Raw genomic sequence first — 14,037 nt, forward strand, 5'->3', positions numbered from 1 at the left:
TTATTTTTATCAAAAAAATAAAAAAATGAATCAATTATTTGACGTCAGCACTACAAGCAGAAATATGGTTTCAAAATTTCTATCGGGATACACTCTCGACCAACTCAACACTATTCCGGAAGGATTCAATAATAATTTGATTTGGAATATCGGCCATATTATCGTTTCTCAACAATTATTAGTGTACAAGCTTTCTGGTTTGCCGATGATGATTTCTGATGAATTAGTAGAGAAATACAAAAAGGGAACCAAGCCGGAACATATCGTGACACAAGCCGAAGTTGACGAAATCAAATCGTTGTTGTTTGAAACCATCAGCCAAACCAAAGTCGATTATGACAATAAAATTTTCAAAAATTACATGGAATATACCACTTCAACAGGTGATCATGTTTTGAAAAATGCCGAGGATGCTATGGCTTTCAGTAATTTCCATGAAGGGCTTCATATTGGGAACATGATGAGTATCAGAAAGTTTATTTAGGTGCTATTTCCCGCTATTCGTTGCAATCTTTTTTCGGTAAAAACATCAAAAAAGGATTTTCACTGCTATCGGGGCTAAGCAATCAACAAAAAAACACTATTTGGTCTTTAAAAAATGTTTGATTTTTTAAAGACCATTTATTATTTAACAGCCAAATAATCATTCACTTCAGTGTACGGCAATAATAATTCTTTTGGTCCGTCAGCATACGATGCTGCTTCGTAGGAATTGTAATAAAGTAGCAATCCTTTATCAGTATAAAAAATATTTTGGGGCAGTTGGAACTTTTCTTTCTCAAACATTAAACCGGTTGCATTGATAGATTTGTTAGCCGGGATTTTATATTTGGCTCTGAATTTTTTTTCGGCGAAAGCCTTGAAATCCAGTTTATTATGAAACAATTCCTCATTCGAAATAGTTTTTCCGGTATTTGGGTCAAAAAGTAGGGAACGCAAACCTTGGTATCCATGAGCGCCACCGGTGTACGTGTAGTGTTTGATTTCAATATTCAATACGGCATCTGATTGGTATTTTACGTTTCCTTCAATGTCAGCTTCCCAGCCAAATTTGTCATTGGGAAATTCTTTTTGGAGTTTCTCGTAGGAATCAATAAATGAAGCCAATAAGCCATTGTAATCAGTTGCCGTGTATGGCTTTTCGCCAAAATAAATAATCTCTTTCATTACCGAAAACACTTTTTTATTGATACTGTCCGCTACTACCGGGACGGCATTTGCAACGGGAATTTTTACACTGATAGAAGGACAATTTTCTTTGCAGGGCATTGTGGTTTTTTTCTGAAAAGATTCCTCTTCAAAAACCAATTCGTTCGAACATTGCGCTGCTGAAAAAAGTAGTAAAGTGTAAATAATAAAGTGTTTCATCTCAAAATTGTTAATTAAATACAAAGGTATCATCTTGTAGCTTGGTTAAAATAAATTAAAAGGTAAATTTGCGAAACAATTTTGCATTAAAAATTCAACTTATGAAATTCAATACTAAAGTCATTCACGGTGGACAACATCATGACCCAAGCACAGGAGCAGTTATGCCTCCAGTATATCAAACATCGACCTTTGTACAAACTAGTCCGGGGCAGCCTATAAATCCGGATTATGAATACAGTAGAGCTGCAAATCCTACCCGAAGCGCGCTTGAAAATGCATTGGCAAGTATTGAAAATGGAACACGAGGATTGGCTTTTTCGTCAGGTTTGGCAGCAACGGATTGTGTTTTGCGTTCTTTCAAATCCGGGGATGAAATCATTGCGATGGACGATTTATATGGTGGAACCTACAGAATGTTTACCAGAATTTATAAAGATTCCGGTATTAAATTTCATTTTGTGGATATGAATGATATCGAGAAATTCAAGTCATTAATTAACGAAAATACAAAATTGGTTTGGGTAGAAACACCAACGAATCCTTTGATGAAACTAGCCGATATTCAGGAAATTGCAAAAATTACCAAGGAAAAGAAAATCCTTTTTGCGGTTGATAATACTTTTGCAACGCCTTATTTGCAAAAACCTTTGGATTTAGGAGCTGATATTGTAATGCATTCCGCAACTAAATATTTGGGAGGCCATTCTGATGTTATTGCTGGGGCTTTGATTGTAAAAGATGAAGCGCTGGGGGAACAATTGCATTTTCAACAATTTGCGACAGGAGCAACTTTGGGGCCAATGGATAGTTTCTTGGTTCTTAGAGGAATTAAAACCTTGCATTTGCGCGTGGAAAGACATTGTGAAAATGGAGGGAAAGTCGTAGCGTTTTTAAACAATCATCCAAAAGTAAAAACTGTTTATTACCCGGGATTGCCAAGCCATCCGTATCATGAAATTGCCAAAAAGCAAATGAGTGGTTTTGGAGGAATGGTGTCATTTACTTTCGTTTCAGGCAAGAAAGAAGATGCAATTGACTTTCTGGAGAAATTAAAAGTTTTTACATTAGCAGAATCTTTAGGCGGAGTGGAATCATTAGCGAATCATCCGGCTTTGATGACGCATGCTTCCATCCCGGAAGACAAGCGTAAGGAAGTTGGTATTACGGATGATTTGGTTCGGTTGAGCGTAGGAATTGAAGATGCTGAAGATTTAATCGAAGATTTGAAACAAGCGTTAGCGTAATAGAATATCTTTCAAACAAAAGCTCCAATTCTAAATTTAGGATTGGAGCTTTTGTTTATTATAACGATTATTTTAAATGCTATTGTAAATAATAAATATATCCCACATTGAACCAGACCAACCAGTCGTTTGCTTTATTTTCTTTATAAATTTCCGGATTAGGATTTAAACCATCTACCCAATTCGAAAAGAAATATTGAAATCTTAAATCAACCATTAAGTCCGATAGAGGCGCTAATTTATAACGAGTTCCTACACTGGAAACAACGGACCAAACCGTACCGCTCTCCGAAGAAAATCCATAAGGACGGCTGTCGGTTGGAGTTAAATATTTTGGCAACGTTGTCAAAGGAGTTCCTAACGGACCTAGAGTGGAGGAGGCTTCGGCATTGTAATAACTAAATTGCCCGCCAACGCTTACAAATGGGCCTAAACTACCTGTTCTTGCTGTGAAATCACGAATACTCAATGGGAAAAATTCCAGTTGCATACCAAGATTAGTTACTGCGGTACTCCCAGTCATTGCTTTCAATTGCTCTTTTCCTAGCGACGGTTTTCCTTCAACATATTGTCCAAAATGCTGTAATTCGGTTTTATTATAGGATAGTTCAGATCTAAGTTTAAAGTGGTCATTGAAATACGTTTCAGGAGTATAACAATTACAATCTGCTTTATAAGAAAAGTTTAAATAATGAATAATTCCAATACCAATTCCAGTGTTTCCGGCGTTTGTAGAAAGATCATGACGTTCTCCATAATCCGACTGAAAAGCTATCGGACCGGCAATGATTCCCACTTCATGAGAAAACCCACCGAACTGAGCATTTAAATTAGTAGAAAACCCTACAAAAAGTAGTAAAAGTGGTATTATTTGTTTGATCATTAGGGGGTAAAGTTTTCAAATCCTGACAAATATATAAAAACATCATTCATTTATAAACATAAATTCACAATTAAAAATAATCAGACAAATTCTTATTTACTTACGAAAGTGGTAGTGATTAGCTTTAAAAGTGGATATCTTAAATACAATTCTTTGAGAATGCTTAATAAAAAGATAATTCTATTGATAAATTCAAAAAACAGAGTCCGAATATTTTTATAAAATGTATCTTTGTAAATTATAACGAAATCGTTTTCTTAATTAATTATTTATAATCTATGTTACTAAAAATAAATGATTTTATGGCTCAAGTTGAAGCCAAGAATCCAAATGAACCTGAATTTATTCAAGCTGTTAGGGAATTTGCAGAAACTGTAATTCCATTTATTGCAGAGCAAAAAAAATACGACGGAAAAAATTTGCTCCTTAGAATAACTGAACCAGAACGTTCAATTATATTTCGTGTTCCATGGGTAGACGATCAAGGGGAAATTCAGGTAAATAGAGGTTTCAGAATTCAAATGAATTCAGCAATTGGACCTTACAAAGGTGGAATACGTTTTCATCATACCGTGAATTTATCAGTACTTAAGTTTTTAGCATTCGAACAAGTATTCAAAAATAGTTTAACCACTTTGCCAATGGGCGGTGGAAAAGGAGGTTCTGATTTTGATCCACAAGGAAAGTCTGATGGTGAAGTAATGCGTTTTTGCCAGTCTTTCATGACTGAATTGTGCAGACACATCGGGCCACAATTAGACGTCCCTGCAGGAGATATTGGTGTTGGAGCCAGAGAAATTGGGTATTTATTTGGTCAATACAAAAGAATCAGAAACGAATTTACCGGAGTATTGACGGGTAAAGGATTAGCTTACGGTGGTTCTTTAATCAGACCGGAAGCTACGGGTTATGGAGTAGTGTATTTTGCGGAACAAATGTTGAGAACTATTGGTCAAAACATTAGCGGTAAGACTGTTTCAATTTCTGGATTTGGAAATGTGGCTTGGGGAGTTGCTTTGAAAGTAAATGATCTTGGAGGAAAAGTAGTTACAATTTCTGGTCCTGATGGTTACATTTATGACGAAGAAGGAATTTCTGGTGATAAAATTGATTTCATGCTTGAAATGAGAGCAAGAGGTGATAATAGAGCCGAAGCGTATTTAGAGAAATATCCAAAAGCTGTTTTCCACAGAGGGAAAAGCGTTTGGGAAGTAAAAGTTGATATAGCAATTCCTTGTGCCACTCAAAATGAGTTGAACGAAGAAGATGCTAAAAAATTAATTGCAAACGGTGTTATTTGTGTAACTGAGGCGGCAAATATGCCGTGTACGTTAGAGGCCATCAAACAATTCTTGAAAGCCAAAGTACTTTTTGCACCAGGTAAAGCAGCAAATGCAGGTGGTGTAGCAGCGTCAGGATTAGAAATGACTCAAAACTCTATTCGTTTGAACTGGACAAGCGAAGAAGTAGATTCAAGGTTAAAAGAAATCATGGTTGGAATACACAATCAATGTAAAAAATACGGTACAGACAGCGAAGGTTATGTGAATTACGTAAAAGGAGCAAACATTGCCGGATTTGTAAAAGTAGCTGATGCTATGCTAGCTCAAGGAGTGGTGTAAATCAGGTTTTATTATAATTTAAAATGCCTTCTTCCATGTTAGTGGTCGAAGGCATTTTTTTTATGTAACAAAATGCTAAGACTTTCGTTTGTTCTATATTTGTAAACCAATAGTCATACAAATAATGAAAAAGAGCGTTTTAAGTTTTTTGTTTCTGCTTTTTGTACAAATGGGTTTTGCCCAAAGTGATTTGTCATGGCAGGGTTATTTCTCCTACAATGAAATTAAAGATGTCTCGGAATCTGTAACCGCTGTTTTTGCCGCATCAGAAAATGCATTATTTTCCAAGAATACCACAACAAACTTAATCAAAACGACCAATACTATTGATGGACTTTCAGGACAAACTATTTCATCGGTTTACCACAGCGCAACATTCAATAAAACAATTGTAGGTTATGAAAACGGACTCATAATTGTCATTAATGAAGCCGATGGAAGTATCCTGAGTGTCGTCGATATTGTCAATAAACACCTTCCGGCAAACATAAAAAAAATCAATCACTTCATGGAATTTGAAGGTGTTACTTATGTTTCCTGTGATTTTGGAATTGTCCAATTTAATTTGACCACGATGCAATTTGGCGATACTTATTTTATTGGTGATAATGGAGCTGAAATCATTGTGAATCAAACTGCATTGTTCAATGGGTTTATTTATGCCACTACCAATAATGGAATAAAAAGAGCTGCTATTTTTAATGAAAATTTAATCGATTTCAATCAATGGGCAACAATTACAACCGGAAATTGGTCCGGAATAACAACTTTTGGCACCGATTTGTATGCTGTTGATTCTTTTGGGAATGTTCAAAAATTTTCTACCACATCAAATTCTTTTACTGGATTTACTCAGCTTCCTCAGCGTGCAGTAGATATGCGAGCAACAACAAATTATTTAATACTAACAACTTTGAATAGTATCTATATATACAACAATCAAATGGTTTTATTGCGCCAAATAAATACCAATCAAATCCCGGAAAGCAATCTTGGATTTACCTGCGCTACTATAATAGGAGATGTTGTTTTTATTGGAACAAAAGAAAACGGATTTATTACCACTTCGCTTTCTTCGGCTGCAACTTTTGAAAATATAACACCTGCAGGTCCTTCCAGAAACAATATATTCGCGCTTCAGGCCACACCGAATGTGCTTTGGACAGTTTACGGAGATTATTCAGGAGATTACAATCCGTATCCATTAAACAGTTACGGTATCAGTAAATTCAGTGCTGCTGGATGGTTAAATATTCCTTATGAAAAAGTTTTTGGGGCGAAATCGATGACCAGAGTTACAATTAATCCCAGCAATGAAAATGAAGTATATGCAAGTTCTTTTTTTTCGGGATTATTAAAAATAGAGAATGACGTACCAAAAATTTTGTACAATCAAACCAACAGTGGTTTAGAGTCTTTGACATTTGTGGGCCCTAATTATATTGACATCAGGGTAAATGGAACGGCATTTGACAAATCAGGGAATCTTTGGGTTACCACCAGCCGAATAAAAAATGGATTGAAAGTACTGAAACCAAATGGGCAGTGGCAAAGTTATGCTATGGATGCGATTTTGGCTTCAGCGATAGATAATAATTTTGGCACAATTGCCATCGATAAAAATGGAACCAAATGGCTTTCTACTAGTGAAGATGGTGTTGTTGGTTTTAATGAAAGTAGCAATAAATTTAAAAAAATAACAACAGGACCTGATACCGGGAATTTGCCAATTTCAAATGTAAGAGTGGTTGCGGTAGATACCAGAAACCAATTGTGGATAGGAACGACAAAAGGGTTGCGAGTTTTGCCAAACGTTGGTAGTTTTCAATCAGGGGACCAAATGACAGCGAATCCAATAATAATTTTAGAGGATAATCTGGCGCAAGAGTTGTTGTACGAACAATTTATTACTGACATTGCCGTCGATGGGGCGAACAATAAATGGATTGGCACTGCGGATTCAGGATTGTTTTTAGTGTCGCCAAACGGACAGGAAACCAAGTATCATTTTACAATAAACAACTCACCGTTGCCCAGTAACGTTATAAATGATATCGATATAAACGATGCTACAGGCGAAGTTTTTATCGCTACTGCGAAAGGATTGGTTTCTTTTAAAGGAGTTTCGACTGCCGCCAATGATGATTTAAGTAATGCATACGTCTATCCAAATCCAGTGCGACCAGAATACCAAGGAACCATCAAAATTGCCGGATTGCTGGATAAAGCTACTATTAAAATCACCGATATTGAAGGAAATTTAGTGCATGAAGCCACTTCAGAAGGTGGTACGATGGAATGGGACACCACGGCTTTTGGTAAATACAAAGTCGCATCAGGGGTATATATGATATTTATTTCGGCACAAGACGGCGTGGAAACGAAAGTAAAGAAAGTAATGATAATTAGATAGTGCTCAGTGATCAGTCACTAAGTATGAAAATAGTGGTCAGTTCTGTAAAATCTAATAATCTAAGAAGTCTAATAATCTAATTCTATAAACTTGTTAGTAAAAACCAAAGCCATCGTCATTTCGTCTTTAAAATTTCAAGAAAAAAGCTTGATTGTGAAATGCTTCACTTTGTCTCATGGGTTAAAATCGTATTTTGTTCGGGATGCTTTTTCTTCTAGAAAATCCAATCAGAAAATTGCATATTTTCAACCCTTGACAATTCTTGAGATTGAGGCGGTTCATAAAAACAAAGGCACTTTAGAAAATTTCAAGGAAATAAAAATTGCCTCGCCTTTTCATTCGATATATTCAGATATTTATAAAAGTACGATTGTAATGTTCATTTCTGAAATGTTGCACCATTCAATTCATGAAGAGGAAACGAATGAGCATTTGTTTACCTTTCTGGAAACGGCTTTGCTTTGGTTGGACAATCATGATGAAATTACTAATTTCCATTTAATTTTATTATTGGAAACCACAAAATATTTGGGGTTTTATCCTGATATTTCTGATATTGACATGCCTTTTTTCGAAATGAATGAAGGTATTTTTACGCCTTTTAACGCCATCAGTTCACTTACGGAGCATGAAAGTAATTTATTTAAAAAATTGATTGATTTAAAATTCGATAACAATCAAAAAACATTTCATGTCATCGAAAGACAAATCATATTGAGAATACTGATTGATTACTACAGTTTTCATTTGGACGGATTTAAAAAACCAAAATCTTTAGATGTTTTAAGAGAAGTTTTCTCTTAAAAATTAAATTTTATATCAAAAAGTAAAGTTTATTTGTCTTTTAATCAAGTTTGTTATTCTTTATGGAAAACAAGCTTTATCTAATTATCTTTATGAAACCAAAAGTAAAACAAGAAGGCGATATCGAAAAAATGGATAAAAACATAGGTTACTAACTATATAAAAACATGAAATGAAATATATAAAATTAATTTTGATTTTGATTTCAGTAACTATTATTTCGTTACAATTATTTACGGATTACAATATTAGCAAGTGGATTAAAGCAGTAGGATACCTAATTTTTGTCATGCTATTTTTTGTAGAATATCGTAACTCGATAAAAAACAAAAGGAAGTAACACTAAACTATAAATGTTCTTTGTTGTTCTATTATTGAATTTTAGTATTTTAAAAAAAGCGTACAATGAAGAATAGACTAAAAGTAGAACGCGCCATTTTAAATATCACCTAAGAAGAATTAGCGGAGAAAATAGGCGTTTCTCGGCAAACCATAAATTCCATTGAAACCAATCGGTTTGTGCCATCAACACTTCTGGCGCTAAAACTGTCAAAGTTATTTGAAAAATCAGTTAATGATTTCTTCGAGTTAGAAGGCGATGAAAAATAATAGGTAATAACTGTAAATTGATAAGAAATTCTGCGTAGTTAAAATAATCAATAATTTACTGATATTTTTTCTGATTTAGCGTATCATTAAAAATGCTATTAAAGAACTTATAAATTTTAAAATTGTCAAATAATTATTTAGTATATTTGATATAATTATTCATTTTTATTTTCCAACCTACTGATAATCATTATTTTGACTACTATGCAACTTATTTTTACTATCCTTCAGTAAAGGAGTAATCAAGTTTTAAAACATCAAAGGTCATAGTATAATTTAGTACAACAAGAAGCCCTAATTTCGATAGAATTCATTTACGGAATACTGTTCTTTTATTAAATTTAAAACTCATAACATGAAATCAAAACTAAAAAAATTCGGAACATTGTTGTTGGCGATTGCTTTTTCAGGTGAAGTAGTTGCACAAACAAAAGACGCTTCAAAAGATCCTAACATTGATAGCAATGTCAGAGAATTTTTGAAAGTCCTTAATTCTGCACCGGGTAAACCAGCAGAACAATTGCCACCAAAAGAAGGCCGGGCAGCGCTGACCGCCTTGCAGTCGTCAGTAAAAGTTGACATCTCTGGCGTAGTTGTTACAGACAAAACGATTGTAGTGGATGGACAAAACATTGTGCTGAACATAGTCAAACCCGCAAATGCAAAAGGCGAATTACCTGTTTTTATGTTCTTTCACGGAGGAGGCTGGGTGCTTGGAGATTTTCCTACTCATCAACGTATGATTAGAGATTTAGTGGTTGAATCTGGTGCTGCAGCGGTTTTTGTTAATTATACGCCATCTCCAGAAGCTCATTATCCAGTTGCGATCAATCAAGCTTATAATGCTACGAAATGGGTGGCTGAAAATGGAAAAGAAATAGGAGTAGATGGTAAAAGACTTGCGGTTTCGGGAAACAGCGCTGGCGGAAACATGGCGGCGGTTGTCGCGTTAATGGCTAAAGATAAAAAAGGACCGACTATTAAATTACAGGTTTTATTTTGGCCAATTACCGATGCTAATTTTGAAACAGAATCCTATAATTTATTTGCGAAAGATCGATTCCTGACTAAAAATTCAATGATGTGGATGTGGGATAATTATACAACTGACCCAAAACAACGTAAGGAAATTTATGCCTCACCCTTGCAGGCAACAACTAATCAATTAAAAGGATTGCCACCAGCATTGGTACAAACAGCACAAAATGATATTTTAAGAGATGAAGGAGAAGCGTATGCGCGTAAGTTAGACGAAGCAGGAGTAAAAGTCACTGCAACACGTTATAATGGCATGATTCACGACTGGGGATTGTTAAATCCAATTAGCACCGTTCCCGGAACTAAATCAGCCTTATTGCAAGCAGCTTCAGAAATAAAAAAGGCATTGAAATAAAGCTTAATTTTGCACGTGTAAATCATATATTTTTAAAAAAAGCATCCTTGATCTGTCAATCTGGATGCTTTTTTATTGTTTTCTCAGAACTGGACAAAACTGACACATAGATTTTTATTTCATTTATACTTTATAATAGCATCCCAACGTCCTCGATAATGCAAAAACTCTTCACTCTTTACTTATAACTCATAACTATTTATTACTTTCGCACTTTGATATAGAAAAGGATAAAATGAGCACAAAATTTACTGAATACAAAGGACTTGACTTACCAACTGTAGCCTCAGAAGTACTTGATTTTTGGAAGAAAGAAAACATATTCGAGAAAAGTGTAACCACTCGTGAAGGAAACCCACCATTTGTGTTTTTTGAAGGTCCGCCTTCGGCAAATGGATTGCCTGGAATTCATCACGTGATGGCGCGTGCTATCAAAGATATTTTTTGCAGATATAAAACTCAAAAAGGGTTTCAAGTAAAGCGTAAAGCCGGCTGGGATACCCATGGTTTGCCTGTGGAATTAGGTACTGAAAAAGAATTAGGAATTACCAAAGAAGATATTGGAAAAACCATTTCCATCGAAGAATACAACGAAGCGTGTAAAAAAACCGTAATGCGTTATACGGATGTATGGAATGATTTGACCGAAAAAATGGGCTATTGGGTAGATATGGAAGATCCGTATGTGACCTACAAATCCAAATACATGGAAACGGTTTGGTGGATTTTGAAACAAATCTACAACAAGGATTTGATGTACAAAGGCTACACCATTCAGCCGTATTCTCCAAAAGCAGGAACAGGATTATCATCGCATGAAGTAAACCAACCAGGAAGTTACCGTGATGTTACGGATACGACTGTTGTGGCACAATTTAAAGTAATTGATGCACACAAAGAATTGTTATTCTCTAAGTTTTACGATTATATCAGTTCTAATAATTTACTACATTATAAGTTAGAAGCTTTGGATTTACATGAAATCTTTATCCTAGCTTGGACGACAACTCCTTGGACATTGCCAAGTAATACCGCTTTGACTGTAGGTCCAAAAATCGAATATGCTTTAGTAAAAACATTCAATCAATATACATTTTGTCCGGCTACATTGATTTTAGCTAAGAATTTAGTTGGAAAACAATTCGGAAAAGGTTTCTTTGAAAGTACTGAACCTGCTGACTTTGAAAATTTCAAGGAAGGTGATAAGAAAATTCCGTATCAAGTTCTCGCTGAATGTAAAGGAGCTGATTTAGTTGACATTCGTTACGAACAATTAATGCCATTAGTGCTGCCGTATCAGAATGCTGAAAATGCTTTTAGAGTAATTTCTGGAGATTTTGTAACTACCGAAGATGGAACAGGAATCGTGCATACCTCTCCAACTTTTGGTGCTGATGATGCAAAAGTAGCTAAAGAAGCTACGCCAGAAATCCCGCCGATGTTAGTTCTGGACGAAAATGGAACTCCGGTTCCGTTAGTAGATTTACAAGGAAAATTCACTTCACATGTGGGCGAATATGCCGGTAAATATGTGAAAAACGAATATTATAACGAAGGTGAAGCGCCGGAACGTTCCGTAGATGTTGAAATCGCCATTCGCTTGAAAGAAGAAAACAGAGCGTTTAAAGTAGAGAAATATGTCCACAGTTACCCGCATTGCTGGAGAACAGACAAACCTATTTTATATTATCCTTTAGATTCTTGGTTTATAAAAATCTCTGAAGTTAAAGACAGAATGTTTGACTTGAACGAAACCATCAACTGGAAGCCAAAAGCTACTGGAGAAGGACGTTTTGGAAATTGGTTGAAAAATGCCAATGATTGGAATTTATCGCGTTCAAGATTCTGGGGAATTCCATTGCCAATTTGGAGAACCGAAGACAAACAAGAGGAAATCTTAATTGGTTCTGTTGAAGAATTATACAACGAAATTGAAAAATCTATCGCTGCAGGTTTCCAAAAAGAAAATCCTTTCAAAGGTTTTGAAATTGGAAATATGTCGGAATCCAATTATGATTTAGTTGATTTACATAAAAATGTAGTCGATGAAATCACCTTGGTTGCTGCTTCTGGAAAAGCAATGACGCGTGAAGCAGACTTGATTGATGTTTGGTTTGATTCTGGTTCTATGCCTTATGCGCAATGGCATTATCCTTTTGAAAACAAGGATAAAATTGACGAAAATAAAGATTTTCCTGCTGATTTTATTGCCGAAGGAGTGGATCAAACCCGTGGTTGGTTTTATACCTTGCACGCTATTGGAACATTAGTTTTTGATAAAGTAGCCTATAAAAATGTAGTTTCAAATGGATTGGTTTTAGACAAAAACGGACAAAAAATGTCCAAACGTTTAGGGAATGCCGCAGATCCTTTCGAAACATTAAAAGAATACGGTCCGGATGCTACACGTTGGTACATGATATCGAATGCAAATCCTTGGGACAACCTGAAATTCGATTTAGAAGGAATCGCTGAGGTTCGCCGTAAATTCTTTGGAACTTTATACAACACTTATTCATTCTTTAGTTTGTATGCCAATATTGATGGTTTCAAATTTGAAGAAGCGGAAATTCCGGTAAACGAAAGACCGGAAATTGACCAGTGGATCATGTCGGAATTGAATACTTTGATCAAAGAAGTGGACGGTTTTTATGCGGATTATGAACCAACGAAAGCAGCTCGTGCAATCTCAGAATTTGTACAGGAAAACTTGAGTAACTGGTACGTTCGTTTGTGCAGAAGACGCTTCTGGAAAGGGGAATATGCACAAGACAAAATCGCTGCTTATCAAACCTTATATACCTGTTTGTTAACCATAAGTAAACTGGGTGCGCCAATTGCTCCATTCTTTATGGACAAACTTTACAGAGATTTAACTTTGGCAACACAGTCGGAAAAATATGACAGTGTACATTTGGCGGAGTTTCCAGTTTCGGTTGAAAACTATGTTAATAAAATGTTAGAGAGCAAAATGCAAAAGGCGCAGACCATTTCGTCATTGGTTTTATCACTCCGAAAAAAGGAAATGATAAAGGTACGCCAACCGTTGCAAAAGGTAATGATTCCAGTACTTGACGACAATCAAAGAGCTGAAATAGAGGCTGTTTCTGACCTTATAAAAGCAGAGGTTAACGTGAAAGAAATCGTACTTTTAGATGATGCTTCCGGTGTTTTGGTGAAACAAATTAAGCCTAATTTTAAGACGCTCGGACCCCGTTTTGGAAAAGATATGGGCTTGATTTCTAAGGAAATACAAGGATTTTCAAAAGAGCAAATTTCTCAATTGGACAAGGAAGGAAGTCTGAATATTAATATTGCAGGAAAAAACGTAATTTTAACTTTAGAAGATGTCGAAATAACATCACAAGATATTGAGGGTTGGTTAGTGGCCAATTCAAACGGAATAACGGTTGCGCTGGATATTACAATTTCACCAGCATTAAAACAAGAAGGAATTGCCAGAGAATTAGTAAACAGAATCCAGAATATCCGTAAAGATTCCGGATTTGAAGTCACTGATAAAATTAAAGTTCAATTGAAACGAAATGGAATTTTAGAAGAGGCGATTCTTAAAAATGAAGCGTATATAAAATCAGAAACATTAACGAGCGATTTGGTTTTTGTGGATGAAATAGAAAACGGTACAGAAATCGAATTTGACAATATAAAAACAATGCTATTAATTTCAAAATAATATA

The 14,037-nt window shown here is 35.3% G+C and carries 9 protein-coding genes and 1 pseudogene; 8 read left to right on the top strand and 2 right to left on the bottom strand.

Features of this window, described 5'->3' with window-relative positions:
* The first annotated feature begins 25 nt into the window (after positions 1-25).
* Positions 26-484 (top strand): DinB family protein, encoded by a 459-nt coding sequence (locus BMZ76_RS04205; RefSeq protein ID WP_091203459.1) that lies wholly within the window; start codon positions 26-28, stop codon positions 482-484.
* Between the two features lie 140 nt (positions 485-624).
* On the opposite strand, the gene BMZ76_RS04210 is transcribed toward BMZ76_RS04205, so the two are convergent.
* Complete coding sequence (locus BMZ76_RS04210; protein WP_091203460.1) at positions 625-1,368, bottom strand: DUF3298 and DUF4163 domain-containing protein; 744 nt, start codon at positions 1,366-1,368, stop codon at positions 625-627.
* 101 nt (positions 1,369-1,469) lie between these two features.
* On the opposite strand from BMZ76_RS04210, the gene BMZ76_RS04215 reads away from it, so the two are divergent.
* Positions 1,470-2,615, top strand: coding sequence for a cystathionine gamma-synthase (locus BMZ76_RS04215; RefSeq protein ID WP_091203461.1), 1,146 nt, complete (start codon positions 1,470-1,472; stop codon positions 2,613-2,615).
* 79 nt (positions 2,616-2,694) lie between these two features.
* Here the strand turns inward: BMZ76_RS04215 and BMZ76_RS04220 are convergent, their stop codons facing one another.
* Positions 2,695-3,498 (bottom strand): THC0290_0291 family protein, encoded by an 804-nt coding sequence (locus BMZ76_RS04220; protein WP_091203462.1) that lies wholly within the window; start codon positions 3,496-3,498, stop codon positions 2,695-2,697.
* 278 nt (positions 3,499-3,776) lie between these two features.
* On the opposite strand from BMZ76_RS04220, the gene gdhA reads away from it, so the two are divergent.
* From gdhA to ileS, 6 genes and pseudogenes are all read left to right on the top strand, one after another.
* Positions 3,777-5,120, top strand: a complete 1,344-nt coding sequence (gdhA, locus tag BMZ76_RS04225) for an NADP-specific glutamate dehydrogenase (protein ID WP_091203463.1) — start codon at positions 3,777-3,779, stop codon at positions 5,118-5,120.
* A gap of 124 nt (positions 5,121-5,244) precedes the next feature.
* Positions 5,245-7,533: a type IX secretion system anionic LPS delivery protein PorZ gene (gene porZ / locus BMZ76_RS04230; RefSeq protein WP_091203464.1), complete on the top strand. Its 2,289-nt coding sequence runs from the start codon at positions 5,245-5,247 to the stop codon at positions 7,531-7,533.
* Positions 7,534-7,623: 90 nt separating this feature from the next.
* Complete coding sequence (recO, locus tag BMZ76_RS04235) at positions 7,624-8,337, top strand: DNA repair protein RecO (protein WP_091203465.1); 714 nt, start codon at positions 7,624-7,626, stop codon at positions 8,335-8,337.
* 465 nt (positions 8,338-8,802) lie between these two features.
* Positions 8,803-8,946 (top strand): annotated as a pseudogene (locus BMZ76_RS04240) (helix-turn-helix transcriptional regulator); the annotation flags it as partial.
* 355 nt (positions 8,947-9,301) lie between these two features.
* Complete coding sequence (locus BMZ76_RS04245; RefSeq protein WP_091203466.1) at positions 9,302-10,339, top strand: alpha/beta hydrolase; 1,038 nt, start codon at positions 9,302-9,304, stop codon at positions 10,337-10,339.
* A gap of 235 nt (positions 10,340-10,574) precedes the next feature.
* Positions 10,575-14,033 (top strand): isoleucine--tRNA ligase, encoded by a 3,459-nt coding sequence (ileS, locus tag BMZ76_RS04250; protein WP_091203467.1) that lies wholly within the window; start codon positions 10,575-10,577, stop codon positions 14,031-14,033.
* Positions 14,034-14,037: the final 4 nt, after the last annotated feature.

This window comes from Flavobacterium xueshanense (assembly GCF_900112975.1).
Classification (GTDB): domain Bacteria; phylum Bacteroidota; class Bacteroidia; order Flavobacteriales; family Flavobacteriaceae; genus Flavobacterium; species Flavobacterium xueshanense.

Coding starts and splice junctions, on each gene's coding strand:
- BMZ76_RS04205 (WP_091203459.1), top strand. CDS start 26: ATGAATCAATTATTTGACGTCAGCACTACAAGCAGAAATATGGTTTCA.
- BMZ76_RS04210 (WP_091203460.1), bottom strand. CDS start 1,368: ATGAAACACTTTATTATTTACACTTTACTACTTTTTTCAGCAGCGCAA.
- BMZ76_RS04215 (WP_091203461.1), top strand. CDS start 1,470: ATGAAATTCAATACTAAAGTCATTCACGGTGGACAACATCATGACCCA.
- BMZ76_RS04220 (WP_091203462.1), bottom strand. CDS start 3,498: ATGATCAAACAAATAATACCACTTTTACTACTTTTTGTAGGGTTTTCT.
- gdhA (WP_091203463.1), top strand. CDS start 3,777: ATGTTACTAAAAATAAATGATTTTATGGCTCAAGTTGAAGCCAAGAAT.
- porZ (WP_091203464.1), top strand. CDS start 5,245: ATGAAAAAGAGCGTTTTAAGTTTTTTGTTTCTGCTTTTTGTACAAATG.
- BMZ76_RS04245 (WP_091203466.1), top strand. CDS start 9,302: ATGAAATCAAAACTAAAAAAATTCGGAACATTGTTGTTGGCGATTGCT.
- ileS (WP_091203467.1), top strand. CDS start 10,575: ATGAGCACAAAATTTACTGAATACAAAGGACTTGACTTACCAACTGTA.